The sequence below is a fragment of the Peteryoungia desertarenae genome, from assembly GCF_005860795.2.
GTDB lineage: Bacteria > Pseudomonadota > Alphaproteobacteria > Rhizobiales > Rhizobiaceae > Allorhizobium > Allorhizobium desertarenae.
Genome location: NZ_CP058351.1, coordinates 289435 through 311183, shown reverse-complemented (window position 1 = coordinate 311183; position 21749 = coordinate 289435). Strand labels below are relative to the sequence as shown.

The window sequence follows — 21749 nt, the reverse complement described above, 5'->3', positions numbered from 1 at the left end:
GCTCGGATGCCCCGTGACCTGACGCCCTGAACCGCCTTTTGTTCCCAAGCTAGGACGTTGTCCGAGACGATCGTCTTCGGCTTCCCCCGCCTGACGATAAGGGTGTCCAGCTCGCGGGCAAGCCGAGCGCCCGACAGGGATGTGTCGGCGACCAGGCACAGGCATTCGCGGGTGAAGTCATCGACGACAGCCAGAACGCGGAAGCGGCGACCGTCGGTGAAGGCATCGCTGACGAAGTCCAGGCTCCAGCGCTCGTTGGGGCGCGACGGTAGAGCCAGGGGACGCCTCGTCCCCAAGGCCCGCTTTCGGCCGCCGCGCTTGCGCACTGTCAGCTTCTCTTCGCGATAGAGACGTCGAAGCTTCTTCAGGTTCATGACGATCCCCTGACGGTCGAGCATCACGTGGATACGGCGATAACCGAAGCGCCGCCGCTCGGATGCCACCTTCTTCATCGCCTCCCGAATGGCTGCATCGTCAGGCCGCACGCTGCGATATCGCATGCTCGACCGATCAAACGATAGAACCTCGCACGCCCGACGCTGGCTCACCCCATGCTGCGCACAGACATGAGCCACCGCATCACGCTTAACATCGGGCGTCACCATTTTTTTGCAGCGACATCCTTCAGGATCGCATTGTCCAGCATGGCCTCGGCGAGCAGCTTCTTCAGCTTGGCGTTCTCGTCCTCGAGCGCCTTCAGCTTGCGGGCATCGGACACATCCATGCCGCCATACTTCGCCTTTTACTTGTAGAAGGTTGCATCCGAGATGCCGTGCTTGCGGCAGACATCAACCGTCTTCGCGCCCGCCTCCTGCTCCTTCAATATCCCGATGATCTGCTCTTCCGTGAACCGTGAACGCTTCATTCGTCCGTCTCCTTGATGTGACGGACTCTACCAAATTCTGGAGGAAGTTCAGGGTCTCAGGTCAATCTGCCGGAAGGCTGGGATCAGCCAGGCGACCTATTTCAATTGGCGCAAGAAGTATGCGGGTTTGCTGCCCGATAGAGACCTGAGAACCGGTTATGGCCACCTGCTGCGCAAATTGGGGCTGCACAGGCGGTCATAACCTTCAATTGCACGTTATTCCCAACATGCTACGGCCCAGAATATGTCAGCGGCAAGCTCATGGAATGGGCAGAGAAACAAGGGATTGCCTTGAACCACATCCATCCCAGAAAGCCGCAACAGAATGCCTATGTCGAGCGCAATAACCGCACCGTCCGGCATGAATGGCTCGACCAGAACATCATCGAAAGCATCGAGGCGGCACAGGGGTTCGCCACTCAGTGGCTCTGGACGTATAATAACGAACGGCCCAATATGGGCATCGGCGGCATAACGCCCGCACAGAAACTGAAAATGGCTGCGTGAATTCTACTGCAGAGCCCCGCGAAAAACGGGGGGATTACCTAGGGGATTACCGAGGTACCCCTTGACTAATCGGTTCATTCTGGAAAATTCCTACACGCTGAGAATTTTGCCGCGCCACCCTCCTCAATTTTGTAAAGCATGAGGCGAGAAGTCATGAAAACAGTCGCCATATTGCAGTCCAATTATATACCTTGGAAGGGCTATTTTGATTTGATCGCAGCCGTCGATGAATTTATTCTTTTTGACGACATGCAGTACACGCGCCGCGACTGGCGAAATCGAAACCAGATTAAAACGCCGCAAGGAATTCAGTGGCTTACGGTTCCGGTCTTAGTAAAAGGGAAGTACCACCAAAAAATCAAAGAGACCGAGATTGATGGCACTTCTTGGGCATCTGCGCATTGGAAATCACTAGCGCAGAATTATCGTCGAGCTCGCCATTTCTTGGAAATCGCGTCATGGTTGGAACCGTTGTACCTTGAGCAAGAATTTACTCATATCTCGCAACTCAACCGCTATTTTATCGAAGCCATCTGCTCATATTTATCAATAAAGACTTCCATTACCAGCTCAAGCGAATACACATTGGCAGAAGGCAAAACAGAGCGACTGGCTCATCTGTGTGTGCAAGCCGGTGGAACTCGCTACATCTCAGGACCAGCAGCCAAAGGGTATATAGATGAAAAGATATTTTCAGATTTAGGGATCGAGCTGACCTGGTTCGATTACGCTGGATACTCCGCATATCCGCAGCTCTGGGGGGAGTTCGCGCATGGAGTTACAGTTCTTGATCTTCTATTTAACTGTGGCAAAGACAGCCCTCGGCACATGAGGAACGTGAAATTAAACTCTCAATAGTCGCAACTCTTTACAAATCTGCTCGCTATATTCAAGAGTTTCACGAACGTGCGAGCGCCAGTGCAATTCGGATGGTCGGAGGCGACTATGAAATAGTGCTTGTGAACGATGGCTCACCAGATAATAGCTTGGACTTGGCTGTCAGAATCACGGGCCAAGATCCACACGTCCAGGTAATTGATCTGTCCCGTAATTTCGGGCATCACAAAGCGATGATGACCGGATTGGCGCACGCCAAAGGAGATCTGGTTTTTCTTATCGATAGCGACCTTGAAGAGGAACCGGAGTGGCTCATTGCCTTTGCTCGGCAGATGGACCGGGACCAATGTGATGTGGTGTACGGAGTTCAAGCGCACAGAAAAGGAAGCTGGTTTGAGCGATGGAGCGGTCAGTGGTTTTATGATCTCTTCAAAGCTCTCACTGGGCTTGCCTTGCCGGAAAACGTTGTGACTACCCGGTTAATGTCAAGGCGTTATGTAGATGCGCTATTGAGCCATCAAGAGCGGGAAGTTTTTATGGCAGGCTTGTGGCACATCACAGGTTTTGACCAGAGATCTCAGACGGTCATAAAACATAGCACCAGCGAAACTACCTACACACTTCGCAGAAAGATGTCATTGCTGGTCAACTCAGTGACTTCATTTAGCAATGCTCCTCTAGTAAGCATATTTTATATAGGCATATCAATCTCTTCGTTTGCACTAGCTTATATCGGGTACATTGTTGCGCAATGGCTCTTCTTAGCAGAGACCATGAGTGGCTGGACTTCAGTTATGGCTTCTATTTGGCTCCTTGGAGGAATGATCATCTCTTTCATAGGTGTCGTCGGCATCTACTTATCCAAGATATTTTCTGAGACAAAGCAGAGACCCTACACCATAGTGAGGCAGATTTATGCAAAGAAATCAGACTAACCTGCTAAATGAGGTTGCAACGTATTACGCGGGGAAGCTCGCAGAACATGGCGATACGCCTCGCGGAGTCGACTGGAACGGTGAAGGCAGCCAATTAGTTCGGTTTGAACAGTTATGCAAATGTATCGACCCGACTACGCCTGAATTCTCCTTAAACGATCTGGGGTGCGGCTACGGTGCCCTGCTTGACTACCTGCTTGAAAAGCATGGAAAGTCTACTTATCTCGGAGTGGATGTGTCTCGCGAAATGGTCGAGATTGCTACTCACCGACACGCAACCTCTGAACGAGCTCGCTTCATCGTCGCAGCGGCGCCAGACGAGATCGCCGACTACGGCATTGCCAGTGGCATCTTTAATGTACGCTTGGGAAATTCTGACGCGGAGTGGTTTGATTATCTTCAGGCAACTTTGGACGTTCTTGACCGAACTAGCAACTTAGGTTTCGCTTTCAACTGTCTGACTTCATACTCAGACGCGGAGAAGAAGCGAGGCCATCTCTATTACGCAGACCCCTGCCGGTTGTTCGATTTGTGTAAACGCCGCTATTCACGTCAGGTCGCATTGCTTCATGACTACGGTCTTTATGAATTCACGATTTTGGTGAGGAAGAGTCCATGAGAAGACCGCTTGTAATCTTTGGATCGGGCGACATTGCTCAACTGGCGTTGTATTACTTCAGCACAGACTCAAATTATGAAGTCGTTGCGTTTACGGTGGATGCGAATTACATAAAGGATCATATTTTTTGTGGATTGCCGGTTGTGCCATTTGAGGATGTCAGCAAAATATACCCACCTGATACTCATGTTTTTTTTGTCGCGCTGAGTTACTCGAAGCTGAATGCTATCCGCAAAGAGAAGTTCCTAGCCGCGAAGGGAATGGGCTACAAGATGGTTAGCTACATTAGTTCGAGAGCGACCGTGCTTAACGACGGCGCAATCGGCGAAAATTGTTTTGTCTTCGAAGATAATACTATTCAGCCGTTCGTCACAATAGGTAACAACGTCACTTTGTGGAGTGGGAACCACATAGGTCATCATTCAGTGGTCCACGATCACACTTTCATCGCATCGCATGTGGTAATCTCAGGCGGTGTCGATATTGGCGAGCAATGCTTCATTGGTGTGAATGCAACATTACGCGATCATATTAAAATAGGAGATAGATGCGTTGTTGGCGCCGGCGCATTGCTTCTCTCAGATGCTGCACCTGAAGGTGTATACATGGGCATTGCTACCGAGCGCGCAAAAGTACCCAGCACAAGGCTAAAAGGCATATGAAATTTTACTGGAGAAAGCTTGGTAAAATTTTCTGCCCTTCAGGCAGTATCGAATGGATGCATTCTCATGCTTCCGTGCCCATCGCAGAGCGTTTAAACGGAAATATTTTTAAAATTTACTTCAGCTCGAGGGATAAAAACAATCGAAGTTATACCGGCTACATAATTATAGATATAACCAGACCAAAAGAAATACTTGCAGTATCGAGTTCTCCAGTTATAGGCCCTGGGAGTTTGGGTGAATTCGACGATAGTGGCGCGATGGCAACTTGGATTGCTCAGCACGGCGAACAACGGTTCCTCTACTATATCGGTTGGAATCTTGGCGTAACAGTACCGTTTAGAAACTCGATTGGCCTATGTATAAGCGAGCATGATGGGGACTTTAGAAGATATGCTGCAGGTCCGATTATTGACCGCTCGGTGACCGAGCCTCATTTTGTTGCAAGCTGCTGTGTATTGCCTGATCAAGATAAGTGGCGAATGTGGTATCTATCCTGTACTGACTGGAGATTACTGAACGGGAGGTTAGAGCACCGATATCACATTAAATATGCTGAATCAGTCAATGGGATTTCGTGGAACAGAGAAGGTATCGTGGCGATAGACTACGCTGATGATACAGAGTATGCTATTTCCAGACCGTCCGTTATTCGAGACCCTGACTGCTGGAAAATGTGGTTTTCTTGCAGAGGCTCTACGTATCGAATCGGTTATGCGGAATCGCAAAATGGTATAAAGTGGAATCGGCTTGATGCCGATTGTGCGATTGATGTTTCTTTAAGTGGCTGGGATTCTGAAATGATTGAGTATCCTTTTGTGTTTGACCACGATGGAGCTCGATATATGCTGTACAATGGAAATGGTTACGGACAGACAGGGTTTGGCTTGGCTGTGCTAGAAGTCCTATCATGAATCGCTATTTTGACTATACCTACATACTTGCCACGTTGGGCTTTACGGTATACGGGCAGATTATCCTGAAATGGCGAATTTCTCAGCTCGGTCCACTGCCTGTCGAATTTTTAGATAAGGTCAGATTTCTTGTTGCTGCTCTGTTTGATCCGGCAATATTTTCAGGGTTTTCTGCAGCGTTTTTGGCATCTCTTGCTTGGATGGCAGCCATGACTAAGTTTGATCTTAGTCACGCATACCCCTTCATGAGCATCAACTTCGTCGTGGTCTTGCTGCTGAGTAGCTGGGTTTTGAGTGAGCCTATGAGCATGCAAAAGACACTAGGTGTAGGATTGATTGTTTTTGGTACTGTGGTAGCGGCACGTGGTTAGCTAAGCAGCCGTCGATATAGAGTTGAATAGCGTTCCGCCATGGCTTTAGCGCTTAGTTCTGCACGAAAGTGTGCTTCTGAATGAAGGGCGTAAGCGCCAGCGACAGCTTCATTTTGCATAGTGTTAAGCGCCCTCACCAATGCCTCCGCATCTTTAGGAGGAACCACAATCCCCGTCTTTCCATCCTTGTTCACAAAACTGGTTCCAGTTCCAATCTCGCAGCTAATCATAGGCTTCCCAAACATTGCTGCCTCAACGAGTGAAAGTCCGTATGCTTCCGACCGAAGATTCGACGGGAAAACAAATGCCGTACAGAGCTCCAGCAATGCTGCCTTGTCGATGTCACTAACAGCGCCAAGGAAATGAACATTGGTCAGGCCAGCGCTGACAGCTTGCGCCTTCAGCCTCCCTTCCATGGGCCCTTGCCCCACGATCAGGATGTCGGTGTTCACATTCTTTGACGCTTCAATCAGCGTATGCAGCCCCTTGTAATAGCGCAGCACGCCGACAAAGAGGAAAAACGGCTTGGGGAAGCGGGTGATCCAGCGATCCTTTAGCTCCTGACAGGCGCGGGGATAGTCCGCCTCATCGAGCCCGATCGGGATTACTACCGTCTTGTCTCGGTATCGCTGCAGCACCTCGCTACTCTCTAGGTAGTTTGGCGACGTCGCAACGATCCTCGTCACGCTCGACAGAAAGCGATGCATCAATGGCTTGTAGAGCCGCATCAGCAGCTTCTGTTTCACGATATCGGAATGATAGGTAACGACACTTGGCTTTCCTGGTGGATGCATGAGATGCAGCAGATCCATGAACGGCCAGGGGAAGTGGTAGTGAACGACATCAGCTTTACGGCACAGATCTCTGAACTTTGAGAAAGCCTCGCGCGAAAAGCCGGTAGAGGCGAGTTCGAGATCGAGATTCGCCTTATAGGCCATATGGCCGTCGAATTCGACGGTGTTGGGCACAGGGTCACGGCTAAGCGACAGCACGTCGGACTGGATACCATGCGCGAGAGCACCCTTTGCGATCGCGTGGATAGTTCGCTCTACGCCGCCAAAAGTATCCGGATAGTAGGTCTTAAAGACATGAAGGACGCGCATTTCAAGATCCTTAAATTGAACCAGTTACGGCGTCATTCGGATGACGGATGGCGCCGTGACTGGTAGTCCGCAGTTAGCCGCGTCCAAACTCGTCCGAAACACGGACAATATCGTCTTCGCCGAGATAAGATCCGGTCTGCACCTCGATCATCTCCAGGATGATCTTCCCTGGGTTATACAGTCGATGCAAATCGCCTTGCGGGATGTAGACGGATTCGTTCTCTCGAACGAACATGACCTTGTCACCGACGGTGACCTCAGCGGTACCCTTTACACAGATCCAGTGTTCCGATCGATGGAAGTGCTTTTGCAGCGATAGCTTCTTGCCCGGCAGAACAAACAGGCGCTTCACTTGAAAGCGATCGCCGTTTAACAGAGAGGTGTAGCCTCCCCATGGACGATAGGCGGTTGGATGGGTCTCCGTCAGACGTGAAGTTCCCTTGGAGAGCGCTAGAGCCTTGACGAGTTTGCCCACTTCCTGAGCTTCATCCAGGCGGCCCACATATACGGCGTCTTCGCTGGCAATCACCGCCACGTCCTTCAGTCCCTGGACGGCGACATGCGATGCACGCGAAAGGACCAAGGAGTTCTCAGTATTCATGACCGTCGCATGACCGATGACGACGTTGCCATTGGCATCCTTGTCGCCGAGCTTCCAAACCGCATCCCAGCTTCCGAGATCTGACCAGGCGAATGCTGAGGTGACGACGGCTGCGTTCTGCGTCTTTTCCATCACGGCGTAGTCGATCGAGATATCAGGGCTCGCCTGGAAGCTTTCCTCATCAAGACGAACGAAGTCGAGATCGATCGCAGCTGCAGCAACGGCCGCGGCAGCTGCCTCATAGACAATTGGGGCGTAGGCTTCGAGCTCGCTGAGCAGCAGGTCGACGCGCGACATAAAGATACCGGAATTCCAGAAATACCCGCCAGCTGCGATCATTTCTTCCGCGGCGGCAAGCTGCGGCTTCTCGACGAACCGCTTAACGTGGTACGCACAAGTCGACAGTGCATCGCCCTGCTCGATATAACCGTAGCCAGTTGCGGGCTCGGTTGGCGTGATGCCAAATGTCACGATCTTGCCGGAAGCTGCTGTATCACGTGCAATTGCGACAGCATCGCTCCAAGCGCAGCCAGCATCAATCTCGTGATCTGAGGCCAGAAGCTGGAGGATAGCGGTATCGCCGCATGCGTTCTTAAGATGAAAAGCAGCTGCGGCAATTGCCGCAGCTGTATTCCGCGCCACTGGCTCAAGAATAATGGCAGAGAGAGTGACGCCAACCTCTCGAGCCTGCTCAGCCACCGTGAAGCGGAAGTCCTGATTGGTGATCACGACAGGCGCTTCATAGAGGGCAGGGTCCGCAACGCGCTTCAGGGTCTCCTGGAAGAGCGTTTTTTCATCGACAACCTGGATGAACTGTTTCGGCGCACTAGAACGCGACAATGGCCAGAGCCGCGTACCTTTTCCGCCCGCCATGATAACTGGAACGATTTTTGGTCGGCTCATCGGAATCTCCGTTAGTAGAACAGGAACTGCATTCGGGTTGCTGGAGTTGGATTACAGAATCACTTGCGCACTTCGCAAGCCTGCCCGACAACTTTCAGAGGGGGTTGGCTCTGCCGAAAGCGCGCCTAGAACCCTCTTTCGCACAGTCACGGCGTGCCTGCACTGGGCATACTTATGAGAATTGAGCTCCTAGCGGAAACGCACGTAGAGTCAATCGCCAGAAAGAGACGTAAAGGTAGAGCTAGCCAATCAATGCCGATCCTCGTCGTTCTACTTGAAACGGGTCCATCGTTATGCTCACCGCAGCAATTTTTACCGAGAGTATCGAATCGTAAGACGCGCCCTCGTTAACCATACCGGAGCTCTTTGTTCCGGATGCGTTCTATTCATCTTGTCGGCGAGCGATCTCCGGGCTAAGTCTGGATCGTTCCGGATAACCGAATGATCTCCGGAACTTAAGCGGCCCCCGCTGGTGGTGGAACACCGAACGAGGGCCTGACCCGCAACCTTATCTGAGAAGGAATTGGGCTATGAAGACCCTTATCCGCTTCGCTTCCGTCATGGAAGCACTCCCTCATATGGATCCTGTTGATCCCCGTTCAGATCGTGGCCTTGCAACTAGGCGTTTTGCCTTTGCTGGCGCCCGCTCACCGTCTGCGTTTCCGCAGGCCTGATCGAACCATTCTGACATCGCTGGCATTTGTGATGGTCGAGCGCGCCGGATGGCGTCCTCAGCCGGGCCATGACCCTTGCCCAGATGACGCTCAACAACAGGATACATAACATGACCAACACCGTTTCCGGTGCGAATTCCGCACCAACCCATTCGCATGCCGTCAATCCGGATGTGCTGCATCCGAGGCTTCATGAACTGTGCCATCAGGTGCTGACATCGAGCTTCGGCTCGACCGCTCTGATGCACGCGCTTGCGTCAGGACTTTCCGACGTCTCCAGCCAGCTTCGCGGTCTGCCGGCGACCGAGGGCCGCCTGATCGAGCGCGGCATTCAGTTGATTGCGGGCCTCAATCCCGAACTTGTCGTGTTGACGGAGAACATCCGCCTGCCCGTCAGCAAGGCGGCTCTCGATGTCGTAGAGCGCAACGATCCTCGCCATTATGCATCACTGACGCTCGATGCCGATAGCGGCGGCCGGCGGGGCTACACGCCCGACTTGATCATCGTGAACCGGGGCACAAAGGTTGCACATGTTGTCGACGTCAAGCGCAGTCTCAGTTCATACGATGCTGTGCGCCTGCAGGAGCTGAAGAAGCGCATGCTTGCGGGCGCACTGACCGTTCCTGATCTGCTTTATCAAGAGCATCATCGGCTCAGTGTAGAAGCCGTTCAGGTCGTCATTCTCGACGCCCAGAATGCCAGTCGTGATGCTTCCTCGGGCATCTGGCCCGTCAGCGATCTCGATCACCTGCTTGAAGTCGAAGGTGCGGGCAAGGCGATTGCCTATCTGCGACGGTCGTTCCAGACGGCGGTCGAACAGGTCTGGCGTGAGGCCCTGCAACATTATCATCAAGCCCGGGAATTGAGCTCGGATGAGCGTCGGGCCGGGGCAATGCCTTGGGCTGACACACAGCGACATGCTCCCGATAAGAGCAGAGCGTCCGATCGTGACGATCGAATAGTGGGTGCTGCTGGTGCAGGCGAGCGACCAGAGATCCGGATTGGGTTTGCGACTCTGCCGACTGTTCGGGCACAGGCGCTGAGCTAGCCGGAGTTATCGGTCGGCCGGCGCCGGTCGCTTCCCCAATCCATCGTTCATCCATTCATTCCGTCATTGTGACCGCGCATCGCTGATGCTGCGGCAGAGGAAACACGTCATGTCGAAACAACCATCAGCAACCGTCATTGCCTTCCCGATCCGCCCTGTTTCTGTGTCCAAAGCGGTCTCGGAATCAGCGGCTCATTCTTCAGCAGCCCTGGCATCGACAGTTCCGAAGAAGCCGTCGCGAGCCCGGCAGGCATTCGAGGCACGAATGGCTCGTCCCGGAAACTCGTCGCCCGAGAACTGCATCGAGTACCGGGCCTTCAAGAAGCTTCGGACGGTGAGCCGCCCGGTCGATCCGGCCTTCATTGTGCGTCAGGCCATCCATTGGACTCGTAAACGGCCGATCGCCTTGAGCAGTCTTCCTGACATGATCCGCAAAGATCTGGAAAAGCTCTGCGCGGCCGGCGACCCGACTGGTCTGATGGTCCGCGACTGGCTTGAAGGCAAAGGCCCAAAGCCCGTGGTCGAGGAGAAGGCATGATGGAGATCCTCACCGATCGCGTGACGCGATACCTGCTTCGCCGTATTCGACGGCTTGCCGTTCTCGATCTCTATCAGCATGCAGCTGTTGCGGGTCTGCTTGATGAGACCGCCCACGACCCCGGTCTCAATGGTGGACAAAGTATGATCAGTCGCTGGGTTCCGACTGTCGAGCTGATGGATCTGCTATCGCTTGGGAATCAAGGCAAACATATCCTCTCCCGCAGGCTCGGCAATGCCGGCCGGCAAGGCGATTCTCTTGCGGAGCCCTGGCAATCGCAACAGACGCCAGCTGTACCGGTTCGAGAAGCCCGGACATCGGCGACCTCGTTGTCGTTGTCAGCATCATCTTCAGCATCCGATACAGAGCTTGAGCGCCAGGCCGCATCCGAGCGTGAAGCGCTGGCCGCTCTTCGTGAACATCTGCCGCTTCCAAAAGCAGCCCCCGCAGCCGTGGCCCTGCTGATTGCGCGTGCTGTCGGATCACACCCTGGCGGATGGGAGGCGCTGCGTGCGGTCTTGTGTCGCCCAGACCCGTTCATTGTCTTGCGCATCCCAGTCCCTGGCTTCCAGCGCCATTGTGGCCGTTCGCTCGAAGACGGACTGCTCACCCCCTCCTGGATGAAGCTTGAGGAACTCGTGCGTCTCGCCGGGATCTGCGACTACGGCGAGCGACGACGGGGAAAACTGCGCAAGCCGATCAAGACGATTGCCGGAAGCGAGGTGTACAAAATCTGGGATCGAGCGCTCGGCAGAGCCCTGAGTGACACAATCAACAGCGAGCCTGCGCCGCCCGTTCTGCTGGTCGATCAGACGAACCAGGACCTGCCGGATATCATCATGCACGCCGCTGTCCTTGTGCTTGAGACACATGGACTCGATCACACCTTGCTGGCCGAGCTTTTGCAGATCTGTTGCGGCATTGCGCCGAAACAGTCTCTTGAACTGATGCGGGCGAAGGGGCTGACACTCGATCATCTGCATCTCGATGACCTCGCGCTGATCGTGCGTCCGGGACGCTCCAATGCGGAAATCATTTCCGCATTGGAGGCTCTCAAGGAGGATCGTTCAACAGATCCGGAGAGTGGTGATGCCGAAGGCTCCGACGGATCCTCCGGCCGCAAGAAGAGCTCCGCTGTTCCGGAATGGAAGTCGGGTGCAAAGCCAGAGGAGAAACGCAAGAGCACGGGCTCTGCGCCCGTGGAGGTCATCCGCCCGCAGCCTGCCGACACCGAAGCTGTTCTGCGGGTCGAGACACTCAGCGGCTATGGCGAAGCATCTGACTGGGCGGCCAGTCTCAAGCTCGATCTTGATCTCTGGCATCAGGGTTTGCTGGAATGGAGCGAGTTGAGCAGTCGACTGCTTCTCTCCGGTCCCCCTGGAACAGGCAAGACGACCTTCGCGAAAGCGCTCTGCAACACGTTACAGGTACCGCTGCTTGCAACCTCCGTCGCCCGTTGGCTGGAAGCCAGTTATCTTGGCGACGTCCTGAAATCGATCAATGCCGCCTTCACGGTTGCGTCCGAGCACAGGCCTGCGATCCTGTTTATCGACGAGATCGACAATCTGGGATCACGCGCGTCAGGAGAGAGCCGAGGTGACAGAGGGCACGATGATTATTGGGCATCGCTGATCAACCGCGTTCTCGAGCTGATCGACGGGGCTGCAAAGACAGAAGGCGTGATCATTGTTGCCGCAACGAACCTGCCGTAGAAACTCGATCCAGCACTCCTGCGATCAGGACGGTTGGAGCGGCATGTGCAGATCCCGCGGCCAGATATCGAGGCACTCACAGGTATTCTGGCGCATCATCTCGGGGCAGATCTTGCGAACGTCATCGAGACCGCGCCAAAGGCAGGCAAACCCGACGTCGCTCAGGTTCAAGATAAGGCTGAGCCGGAAGCGACGAATTCCAGTGCCGGGCAAAGCTCATTAACGCGAAGGCGTCAGGTAGCAGGAGGATGACAGCATGAGCGAATATGCAAATGTCGTAAGCCATCAATCGTCCAGGCAAGGAGCTGATCTTGCGCCGCTTAACCGTCTGGCTCTGTTGGCCTGTGGCAGAACCGGAGCGGATATCGAGCGGCTGGTGCGCGAACTGCGGCAGAAGACACGGCGCGAACGGCGGCCCATCACCTGGGCCGATATCGAGACGGCGTTGATGGCGTCTCGCATCAGGCTGACGGATGATCATCGCTATCGGCTTGCCGTGCATGAAGTAGGCCATGCCATGGCGTACACGCTTCTTGAGACAGGCACTGTCTACGCCGTGACCGTCGGTGGCAGCCTGAATGGTGCAAGCCAGAGCTTCGGCCAGGTCGAGTATACGCCATTACCAGGTCGACCGCAGAATGACGACTGGCTCATGCGCACCTGTGCTTCCTCACTTGCGGGCAGGACTGCCGAGCTGCTGGTCTTTGGCGAAACGCTTGCCGGATCCGGTGGTGACCCGAACAGCGATCTGGCCCGGGCAACGCGGCTGATGCTCGCGGCCGAAACACAGCTTGGCTTCTCCGATATCAACCCGCTGATCTACGTCGCGCCGGAGCAGGCACAGCAACAGTTGCTCTACGACACCGAGCTTCGAAACCGGGTTGACGCGCGGCTCAAGCGTGCCGAGGCCATGGCGATGGAAATGCTGACACGGCACAGGATGGCCCTGACCGCGATCGCCGCCGAACTTGCAGACATCGGCGTCATGTCGGGGGATGAGTTCCGAAAAGCGCTGGCACCGGCTTTGACAGAGAGAAAAACAGATCCTGTCACGGCGTGATCTGTGTTCGCGATTCCGATCGGCGCCCGTTCGATTCCGGATGCCGGATCGGCGTTGCCAAACGCCGCTTCTGCGATTCCTGTTTCTGCATTTGCGTGTCCGAACTGTGGAAAATCGATTCCTGCCGTCACGGCGTGACAGGTCCCGGCGAGGGACCTTCATGAGCTTTGCGCTGACGCAGCAGATCCGTGCTGAATTGGGAGATTGTGACTGGGTTTGTAGTCACCCTCGGAAACCGACCCTGCATTGCCAGAAACCTGTCACAAGGTCACATACCTCGCAGCCAACTCGATCCAGGTCGCCCGCACATCATGTCGATCTGAAACGCGTTACGGGCAAATCAGGTCAATTCATCTCAATTTACGCTGACGCGATTCAGCATGAGGATTTGTCGATTCCGGATCAGAATTCGGCGATTCCTGAGCAAGCGGCGTTTCGACTGTCGACGGAACTCATTCAGGTTCTGCTGAAGCTGGTAGCGGTCAAGTTTTCTGTCACGTGTCTTCTGCCGGTCTGAAACTTACGTCGGCGATTTGAACGTGGAAGCTATCGCTTGCGGAAAGTGGATGACCTGATGCAGGCCTCGGTGAGCCGAAGAGGAAGTTGGGATTTCCATGCTCGGAGCATCTCCCATTGTTGTTGATTGGATGAACGGATAACCGCCATGCAAAACCACGCAAGTTTCTGTCGTGCGCGAATTTAAAGCTTCCATGCCGACGGGTCTTTTGCTGAACGAGCAAAACATCCTTTCTGGGAAGACCTTTGACAAAACATGGCTGACAGAGAATGGCAATGAAGCGGTTCGCAGACATCGGACGAAGCTGAAAGAGCCGCCTGGGGTGTGGACGGACTACTCAATACGATTTCGCCCTCGACCGCTCGGTTTAATGGAAATAACTCATCCTGCTGATGATCCGATGCTTTAGCTGTCTGCGGGTTCGATGAACGTATGGGCTACGGCGCTGAGGACCATGAGTTCGGCTATGGGCTGGTGAACGCGGGCATCCGTGCTCGGCACATCAGATACTCGGCAGTCTGTCTTCACCTTGACCACGCTCATGGTTACGTGGACCCAAAACAGATCGGTGAAAACTTGACCATCGTGCAACAAACTGTGTCCCGGCGGGTCAGATCGACAGACTTCGGCTTGAAGGGCACTTCTCAGCGTTAACATAAGGCAAGAGGACCCAGGGTTTTCACTGGATCCTCGCAGTCAGCTCAGGCTGGCTCCATCTTTCTGCGGGCGTCAGGATGTGATCGAGGTAGATTGCGGTAAAAGCGAGCGGGATAAATACCATCCAGACGCCTCGGACCACACCAGTCGCAATCTTCCTCGTAGTCACCCGCGTCGCCGAGCTCTTCGGAAATGGGTTCTGAAAGAGGGACAAAACGATATTCCGGCAGATCAAGCGCTTTTCGCGCAATTTCGATAAGCCAATTCAACGTGCGATATTCATCTTCAATATCAACATGTAACAGCGCTTCATCTTCGGTGCAGTTACTTTCAGCCGCGAGGTCGGGGAGTGAATAGAAGTCGCACGCAACCTTCTCGATGATCTTCAAGCTCTTGACGATCTGCAAGCGGAACTGGCTCGCGATTTGCGAGACTTCGTTTCCCTCTTGCGGGCCGCGCCGCTCAAAGTCAATCCATCGCAATTCTGGTATCATCAGACTGTAGACGCATCCTTGAGCATCGACCGTCGCGACACGAATCACGCTGCTATCACCCTCCTCAATGACCTTCTTTACAGCCACATCAAGGGCTTCCCACTTATCGTTTGCGGTGAGCTCCATTACCTCTGTGCTCAACCGCTGAACATAAACTTTGCACTTCATTCTTCTTCTCCACAATTCAAATCAATAAGTACAATTACAGTATTGATGGACAATATTATCATAATAAACTGTATATGTCAAAAAAAATCGAATATTTTCGGCGCTTAGAGTAGTATTCTGATAACGCAAGATCTGAAATAAATATATGTAATATATTACACGAGCGTATGAGAAATTATCTGGGATGGTTTATGTTTCTACTTTCTTTTCAAGCAGACTGACCGCTAAACCGCCTTCCGGAGTGCCAACATTGCAGGAAACATACGGGCTCATCGGCCGGCGAAACATCACGCCGTTTGTCTCTTGCATCAGCGCCGACGACACTCATGGCTCGACCGAACAGGAGAAAATCCATGAGAAAATCAAGAAAACAGAAGCTGGAAGATCAGGCCAGGAGGCAGAGCAATCAGCGCAAACTGTCCCGGGAAAAACGACGTCCAGATCGTGATGACCTGGCACGCGTTCTGCTGTGGCAGATGATTACTGCAGCCAAGGGACGTTCCTGTCCTGAGAAAGCACTCAGCAAGGTGTGCAACTCGTTGCTGACGGAATTGATGAAGCAAGGATTCAGCGAACACGAAACCGAGCAGGTCTTCTGGGAGCTTGCCAGAAAATATGATCCTGTGCTTTCACCCTTCAGGCCCAAGCGTCATCTCGGTGCATGATCTTGCTGCTGACAATCGGCAGTACGTTGTGCTGTCGACAGGCCCATTGGTCGCGCAAGTCTGTCCGCGCAAACGGCGTACCCATACAACAGCATCTATTCCCCCCATTACTCCGCGTCACGGCGTTCAGCCGAGAATCGATTTTCCGAGATCGATGTTCCGATCGGCGGCCTCAGGGGTAGGACAGGTTTACGGATGCGAAGCTTCACCCAAACACGCCTGAGCGTCAACCCTGGAAACTGACCCACGCCCCGTCGCATCAAGCGATGCAGGAGAGCGTGTGACGTTCCTGGATTGCGTGCTCTCGGCGATGGGCCATGTCGGCACCCGAAACACAACATCTGACAAGAAAGCCGGCACGCACAGTAAACGTGGCCAAGCGTCCTTGCCCAGAATGCGGACCTGAAACCAGGCTTACGATCTCCTCTTTGCTGGACGCTTACGCACCGTTTCTGTCTCCTGGACAACGGGCTTTCGGTGTCCATTTTTACGACGGTTGAGCGCAAGCCTGTCAAAATCGAGACCCTTGAAGATGGAGTAGTCGACACGTTCACTGAGCGGCGCAAATGCGATTTCGAACGCGTGGTCTTCAGTGATAACTCGTGACCCGTAATTCGAATGCTCATCATCGCCCAACGCATGCCCAACTTGCAATTTGCGAGCGCGATCGTCTATTTTTTTGGCTCTCATATCATCAATCTTTCCGCTGCGGAGCGAATGGAAGACCTCGCGCCTGCCTCGTTCGATGCCAGCCTTTTCAAACAAGCGTTGCATGTATGAGGATGCTCTTCCGGCTGGATCCTTCAACCGCATGAGATCAGGAAAGAGGAATTCGTCACCCCTGCGCTTTGCCCAGTCGATGAAGCCAATTTCCCGGAGGAAATCGTGAAGTACGAAGTAAGTGAGGCTGTATCCCGTCTTGTAAGGTACCCGCTCCCAGACACCATTGACCTCGACGATCCCGTCGGTTTCAGCGATCCACACATTTCCGAACTTTTCGCGGATGTCGCTACCCTTCAAATATGTGAGCAACCCGATACGACGACCTGTTAGATGTCCGAGCAGCGGCAACAGGGTATTGTCGATGTAACCGCTTTTCACCCCTTCCTCAAAAATACGGTTGAGCTGCACGGAACTCAAAGGCACGGTTGGCTTGGATTTGCGATGGCCCTTAGAGTAGCGCAACGATACCCCAGCAAATGGATCACGGTAGCCCCATTTGGTCATCCCTGAGCGAAGAGCGGCTTTCACGACGGCCACATAACCCTCGCGCAATGTTTTGTCCGCAAGCGGTTTCAAATTAGTTTTCTTGGAGCGTTCAAGGGTGTCGAATGGGCTTTCATTTTCGAGCCGCTCATCTGGATCCCCTGGCCAATGCGCCATCAGATTGACGAACGCCTGAAGATCCACGCCGCTGTATCGGTCAGCCGGGTGGTCTCCGATGAGATCGAGAAAAACTTGAATTCGCATTTTCGCGGTTGTGATATTCCGACCTTCGTATCCGCCGTGTTCATCGATCCGGCTCTGGATATACTGATGCGCAACTACGCTGAATTTGGGTACATCCGAGGGTGCCCGGTAAACAAACCTTCTGTCCAGTTTGTCGAGAGAGATCGGCATCCCATGTTTATCGAGGGGAATTTTCTCGGTCCGGGAAAGACTGTGAGTAGCCAGCTGAGCTGAAGGCAAGTCAGCTTGTCCCGTCAAAGACGTCGTGTTTGACAAGGCGGCCGATTTCGTTTCGGGGGTTAAGTTCGGCTCTTGTGCAGACACCTCGATGCCCCCCGCGACGGAAGCCACAGGCTCAACTTCGACTGGCTTAGCGATCTGCGAAGTTTGTTTGCCCTCCCCCAGCACTGGAGCTGGTTCCATCTGCGCGGGCGCAAACGGGGCATTCGGAGCTACCGATGACGCAGCATCTTCGACGTTGAATTTTGCGGCAGCAGCGCGACGCAATGCCTCAGCGTTCTCTACGACGATCGGAGCATGCGGCTCACCGCGGTCCTTTGCTTCGACTTGCTGGCTGATTTGAACCAGATCCCGGATCCCGGCGAGCTTGCTCTGATCCTCAAGAGTGATGGGAGCAACAGGCTGGCGGAAGAAGAAAGAGAGAACCTCAAGCTCTCCCTTTACCTGGCCTAGCCATGTCGCAAGTTCGAGTTCGCTCGGGGGCGGCGGATCATTTTCCTTATCTTCATTGCTCAACGCCATTGCCCTCCGCTCTTCGAACATCAAACGAGCTCTTGCCGCGAGAAGATCAGCAACAATGCGCGCCCGACGATGCAGGCATGGCCCGATGCTGATCCGGATCAGGCTCGGCTTCACATCGCCTGCAAGGTCTCGGGGCACCCTAATCTGAAAAATGTAAACGGAGCCTGAGCGCGTCAGATAAGGACCCGGTCTACCCTGCCGATGGGCATCCGGATGGCCGCTGGTTGAGGTTGAAAGATCGTCGTGATTCGTTACCGGACGCGATACCGTAACGTGTGCATCTTGCGCTACTCGCATTGCCATTACCTCCGTAACGGTTCGTGAAGAACCGGGGAATTGCCTTTGAATTCAAGGCGCTGTAAAAGCTGGCAGCGAGTGGTTGTACAACCTGGCGGAGAAGGTGGGACTCTCTGTCAGGTCTTTGCTTAGTTTTTGACTTCTCGATATAGGAGTGGGTCTCTTGAACCATGGAGAGGCTCGCAACATGTCTAAACCATTCGTCCTTGTACTCGGTGCCCGATCAGACATCGCATTGGCCATTGCAGAACGCTTTGCTGTTGTAGGCCATCCACTCCTTTTGGCTGCCCGCCGCAGCACAGAGATGGCTGAGATTGCCGAAAGGTTGGCAGAGCGTAGCAAAGTTGATGTAGGCCTTTGCGAACTGGATGTGCTGGCCACTGACGCACTTGAGGAATTTGTTGCCGCCCTGCCCCATGAACCCGAAATTGTCATCAGTGCCATTGGCCTCATGGAGCCGGTGCAGGAGGCATGTGAGCGGGATGTGGACGCCGCGAGCCTGATCATGCGGACCAACTTCGAGGCGCCGGCCCTTTTGCTTGGTCTCTTTGCCAATCGGTTCGCAGCCCGCGGTCATGGCACGATCGTCGGCATCAGTTCTGTCTCCGGCGATCGCGGGCGGGCCAAGAATTATGTCTATGGGGCAGCAAAAGCAGGCTTCACTGCATTTCTGTCAGGGCTTCGCAACAGACTGGTCGAGCACAATGTCCATGTGGTTACCGTCATTCCAGGTTTTGTTGAAACCCGAAAAAACAGACATATCAAGACGTCGGCTCGACTGACGGCGCAGCCTTCCGAAGTCGCCGAGGCCGTCTATCAGGCGGTGATTCGCAAGCGCGATGTCGTCTATGTGCGTCCCATCTGGCGCTACATCATGCTGGCCATCAGGATGACTCCCGAGCGGTTTTTCAAAACGAGGAAAATCTGACCACTCACAGGGTGGCTGACAGACAGCACTGCAAAATTGTAGCGGCTGAAGGCCTGCACTTGGCCGTTCATGAAAATTTTCATGGCTGGTTTTGGTTCTGCAAATGCACGGTCATTGCAGGCTCCGGAGTGACACATGAGGGAGGAAACGGGCCGGAATGGGCATCTTCGAGAAGGTCGGGCATGAGGGGAGCGACGGAGACTCCGACGCTTCGCTCTTTTTGAATTTTAGCACTTGCGCACGTTGTCACTCCTCAGAAGCGCCTTGCCCCGGCAGAAGCTTGTGAAGCAGGCTCCGGGTTCAAGTACGCCATCCATCGGTCCTCAACGCGGTTCGGGACCCCGTCTTCGGATGGCGAAATCTTGTTCAATCGCATTGCATGAGATGAAAATTTTTTTATCGACTGTTTTGTCGAGATATGGCTTCCGCTTGAACTATTCGCCTGTATAACATCTCAGATTCTCGCATTGATTTCAGGATGTTATTCAATAATCTTTTGCTCCGAGTGCAAGAATTCGCGCTATTCATATCTGCTTTTGCTGATAGTGTTCACTAACAAAATGAAGCCTTAAACGCGGGGGCAGCGGGCAGTTTTCGATGGTAGCAAAGCGCATTCAGGAAGGCAGTTATGGACCAGATGACGTCGTTATGCCGGGAGATCCGATCGAAACCGGCAGGCTGGAGGGGGTGCTCGGTTTCCACCTGAGAATGGCAAGTGTCGCGTTCTACCAGGATTTTTCGGCCGCCATGTCCGAGATCGGGCTGACACAAAAGCAGTTTGCGGTGATGGAACTGATCGCCCAGAATCCGGGATCCAGTCAGATAGATCTGGCAGCGGAATTGAGTATGGATCGCGCGACCATGATGGCGCTTATCAATCGCCTGCAGGACCGCAACTTCGTCGAGCGGCGCCCATCTCCCTTTGACGGTCGACGCCAGCAACTGCTGTTGACCGATCATGGTCACGCCGTTCTGGCGGCGAGCCGGGAGATCATCGCCGCTCACGAAACGCGCTTCACCGAGCTTTTCACAGACAGAGAGCTGGAGACCTTCATCAGCTTTCTCAAGCGGATCTACAATTCCTCAGCGATAAAACGCAACAGCCTCGGCTCATCCTGACGGCATGTCGATTACGTCAGCCGCGTCTTATGTTCATGGAAGGGGACGCGGAGCAGATGATCAATAGGGCAGGCCTACATAGTTTTCCGCCATGGCAGTGGAAGCTGCTCTCGACTGGGCCAGATAATCGAGTTCTGCCTCCTGGATCTTCTGACCGAAATCGCCGGTATCCGGGAAGCGATGCATCAGTGTCGTCATATGCCAGGAGAAGCGCACGGCTTTCCAAACACGCTTGAGGGCTGTGGCAGAATAGGCATCGAGGCCCGCGTCGGATCTTTCCTGATAGTGTTCCAGGAGACCGCGCAAGAGATAGAAGACATCGGATGCGGCGAGGTTCAGGCCCTTTGCACCGGTTGGCGGCACGATATGGGCTGCATCGCCCACCAGGAAAAGGCGCCCGAAACGCATGGGTTCGGCAACGAATGACCGAAGCGGAGCGATTGATTTTTCAAAACTCGGCCCCGTTACCATGGCCTCTGCATGGTCTGTCGGTAGACGGCGGCGCAATTCGTCCCAGAAGCGGTCATCCGACCACATCTCCACCCTGTCCTCGAGCGAGCATTGCACATAGTAGCGGCTTCGCGTCGGCGAGCGCATGGAGCACAGGGCAAAGCCGCGTGGATGGTTGGCGTAGATCAGCTCGTGATGAACCGGTGGCACTTCAGCCAGGATACCGAGCCAGCCGAAAGGATAGATTTTCTCATAAGTCTTGATTGCCTCTGCCGGCACGGCCTTGCGGCTTGCTCCGTGAAAGCCGTCACAACCGGCAATGAAATCACAGTCAATCCGGTGGGTCACACCGTGCTTTTCATAAGTGATGAACGGCTGCTCCCCCTCGAAACCGCAAGGCGTGACATTTGCAGCATCATGGACCGTCAGTGCACCGCTCGCCTCGCGCTTCTCGATCAGGTCGCGTGTCAGTTCTGTCTGACCATAGACCATGACCCGCTTCCCACCCGTCAGATCGAAGAGATCGATACGGTGATCGCGACCATCAAAGGTCAGCGAGAAACCCGCATGCGGCAGACCTTCCCGATGCATGCGTTCGCCCACACCGGCCTTTTCCAGGATACCAACCGTCCCCTCCTCCAGAACGCCTGCCCTCACCCGGCTCAGGATGTGATCCTTGCCGACACGGTCCATGATCACATTGTCAATGCCTGCATCGGTCAGAAGCTGACCAAGGAGCAGCCCCGAGGGGCCCGAACCGATAATGGCAACCTGTGTACGCATGCTTCCTCCACAAAGCTGAACATGCCCGGAAAACCTGACATTCGGCAAATCCTGACCGCTCAGCCGGCGAGGAGCAATGGACGAAAGGCGCAATTTATTGCACATATAGA

The 21749-nt window shown here is 54.1% G+C and carries 19 protein-coding genes and 3 pseudogenes; 16 read left to right on the top strand and 6 right to left on the bottom strand.

Annotation, left to right across the window (positions count from 1 at the left end; all coding sequences use genetic code 11):
* Nucleotides 1-35: 35 nt before the first annotated feature.
* Nucleotides 36-865 (bottom strand): annotated as a pseudogene (locus tag FE840_RS18755) (IS3 family transposase); the annotation flags it as partial.
* Nucleotides 866-899: 34 nt separating this feature from the next.
* Here FE840_RS18755 and FE840_RS18750 point away from each other — a divergent pair.
* From FE840_RS18750 to FE840_RS18715, 8 genes and pseudogenes are all read left to right on the top strand, one after another.
* Nucleotides 900-1001: pseudogene (locus FE840_RS18750) on the top strand (transposase); the annotation flags it as partial.
* A gap of 98 nt (nucleotides 1002-1099) precedes the next feature.
* Nucleotides 1100-1372 (top strand): annotated as a pseudogene (locus FE840_RS18745) (integrase core domain-containing protein); the annotation flags it as partial.
* A 153-nt stretch (nucleotides 1373-1525) separates the two neighbouring features.
* Nucleotides 1526-2230, top strand: a complete 705-nt coding sequence (locus FE840_RS18740) for a WbqC family protein (RefSeq protein ID WP_138289286.1) — start codon at nucleotides 1526-1528, stop codon at nucleotides 2228-2230.
* The gene (locus FE840_RS18735) at nucleotides 2215-3144 is read left to right on the top strand and encodes a glycosyltransferase family 2 protein (protein ID WP_138289288.1); all 930 of its coding nucleotides are present in this window, start codon (nucleotides 2215-2217) and stop codon (nucleotides 3142-3144) included. Before FE840_RS18740 ends, FE840_RS18735 begins: the two co-directional genes overlap by 16 nt.
* The gene (locus tag FE840_RS18730) at nucleotides 3125-3763 is read left to right on the top strand and encodes a class I SAM-dependent methyltransferase (RefSeq protein WP_138289290.1); all 639 of its coding nucleotides are present in this window, start codon (nucleotides 3125-3127) and stop codon (nucleotides 3761-3763) included. The genes FE840_RS18735 and FE840_RS18730 overlap by 20 nt, the downstream gene beginning before the upstream one ends.
* Nucleotides 3760-4425 (top strand): acetyltransferase, encoded by a 666-nt coding sequence (locus tag FE840_RS18725; RefSeq protein ID WP_138289292.1) that lies wholly within the window; start codon nucleotides 3760-3762, stop codon nucleotides 4423-4425. The genes FE840_RS18730 and FE840_RS18725 overlap by 4 nt, the downstream gene beginning before the upstream one ends.
* Entirely contained in the window at nucleotides 4422-5339 is a 918-nt protein-coding gene (locus FE840_RS18720; protein ID WP_138289294.1) for a glycoside hydrolase family protein, read from the top strand. The genes FE840_RS18725 and FE840_RS18720 overlap by 4 nt, the downstream gene beginning before the upstream one ends.
* Nucleotides 5336-5710 carry an EamA family transporter gene (locus tag FE840_RS18715; RefSeq protein WP_138289296.1) on the top strand — a complete coding sequence of 125 codons (375 nt, stop codon included), beginning with the start codon at nucleotides 5336-5338 and terminating at the stop codon, nucleotides 5708-5710. The genes FE840_RS18720 and FE840_RS18715 overlap by 4 nt, the downstream gene beginning before the upstream one ends.
* On the opposite strand, the gene FE840_RS18710 is transcribed toward FE840_RS18715, so the two are convergent.
* Both FE840_RS18710 and FE840_RS18705 read right to left on the bottom strand, forming a co-directional pair.
* Nucleotides 5707-6813 (bottom strand): glycosyltransferase, encoded by a 1107-nt coding sequence (locus tag FE840_RS18710; RefSeq protein WP_138289298.1) that lies wholly within the window; start codon nucleotides 6811-6813, stop codon nucleotides 5707-5709. The genes FE840_RS18715 and FE840_RS18710 overlap by 4 nt on opposite strands.
* Nucleotides 6814-6886: 73 nt before the next feature.
* Nucleotides 6887-8317, bottom strand: a complete 1431-nt coding sequence (locus tag FE840_RS18705) for a mannose-1-phosphate guanylyltransferase/mannose-6-phosphate isomerase (protein WP_138289300.1) — start codon at nucleotides 8315-8317, stop codon at nucleotides 6887-6889.
* 784 nt (nucleotides 8318-9101) lie between these two features.
* On the opposite strand from FE840_RS18705, the gene FE840_RS18700 reads away from it, so the two are divergent.
* The 5 genes from FE840_RS18700 to FE840_RS18680 all read left to right on the top strand — a co-directional run bounded on the left by FE840_RS18700 (nucleotide 9102) and on the right by FE840_RS18680 (nucleotide 13867).
* A complete protein-coding gene (locus FE840_RS18700) occupies nucleotides 9102-10040 on the top strand; it encodes a hypothetical protein (RefSeq protein WP_138289302.1) in 939 nt (312 codons plus the stop codon).
* Between the two features lie 109 nt (nucleotides 10041-10149).
* A complete protein-coding gene (locus FE840_RS18695) occupies nucleotides 10150-10578 on the top strand; it encodes a hypothetical protein (protein WP_138289304.1) in 429 nt (142 codons plus the stop codon).
* A complete protein-coding gene (locus FE840_RS18690) occupies nucleotides 10575-12290 on the top strand; it encodes an ATP-binding protein (RefSeq protein ID WP_138289306.1) in 1716 nt (571 codons plus the stop codon). The genes FE840_RS18695 and FE840_RS18690 overlap by 4 nt, the downstream gene beginning before the upstream one ends.
* Before the next feature lie 256 nt (nucleotides 12291-12546).
* Nucleotides 12547-13350 (top strand): ATP-dependent metallopeptidase FtsH/Yme1/Tma family protein, encoded by an 804-nt coding sequence (locus tag FE840_RS18685; protein WP_138289307.1) that lies wholly within the window; start codon nucleotides 12547-12549, stop codon nucleotides 13348-13350.
* Nucleotides 13351-13510: 160 nt separating this feature from the next.
* Complete coding sequence (locus FE840_RS18680) at nucleotides 13511-13867, top strand: hypothetical protein (RefSeq protein WP_138289309.1); 357 nt, start codon at nucleotides 13511-13513, stop codon at nucleotides 13865-13867.
* A gap of 701 nt (nucleotides 13868-14568) precedes the next feature.
* On the opposite strand, the gene FE840_RS18675 is transcribed toward FE840_RS18680, so the two are convergent.
* Nucleotides 14569-15186: a hypothetical protein gene (locus FE840_RS18675; RefSeq protein ID WP_138289311.1), complete on the bottom strand. Its 618-nt coding sequence runs from the start codon at nucleotides 15184-15186 to the stop codon at nucleotides 14569-14571.
* Nucleotides 15187-15539: 353 nt separating this feature from the next.
* Between FE840_RS18675 and FE840_RS18670 the strand changes: the two genes are divergently transcribed.
* On the top strand, nucleotides 15540-15851 hold the full coding sequence (locus FE840_RS18670) for a hypothetical protein (protein WP_138289313.1): 312 nt from the start codon (nucleotides 15540-15542) through the stop codon (nucleotides 15849-15851).
* Nucleotides 15852-16265: 414 nt separating this feature from the next.
* Here FE840_RS18670 and FE840_RS18665 read toward each other — a convergent pair whose 3' ends face one another.
* Nucleotides 16266-18359 (bottom strand): site-specific integrase, encoded by a 2094-nt coding sequence (locus tag FE840_RS18665; RefSeq protein WP_138289315.1) that lies wholly within the window; start codon nucleotides 18357-18359, stop codon nucleotides 16266-16268.
* A gap of 187 nt (nucleotides 18360-18546) precedes the next feature.
* Between FE840_RS18665 and FE840_RS18660 the strand changes: the two genes are divergently transcribed.
* The gene (locus FE840_RS18660; protein WP_138289317.1) at nucleotides 18547-19287 is read left to right on the top strand and encodes an SDR family oxidoreductase; all 741 of its coding nucleotides are present in this window, start codon (nucleotides 18547-18549) and stop codon (nucleotides 19285-19287) included.
* A 597-nt stretch (nucleotides 19288-19884) separates the two neighbouring features.
* On the top strand, nucleotides 19885-20406 hold the full coding sequence (locus FE840_RS18655; protein ID WP_138289319.1) for a MarR family winged helix-turn-helix transcriptional regulator: 522 nt from the start codon (nucleotides 19885-19887) through the stop codon (nucleotides 20404-20406).
* A 60-nt stretch (nucleotides 20407-20466) separates the two neighbouring features.
* On the opposite strand, the gene pobA is transcribed toward FE840_RS18655, so the two are convergent.
* Complete coding sequence (pobA, locus tag FE840_RS18650; protein ID WP_138289321.1) at nucleotides 20467-21639, bottom strand: 4-hydroxybenzoate 3-monooxygenase; 1173 nt, start codon at nucleotides 21637-21639, stop codon at nucleotides 20467-20469.
* Between the last annotated feature and the right edge of the window lie 110 nt (nucleotides 21640-21749).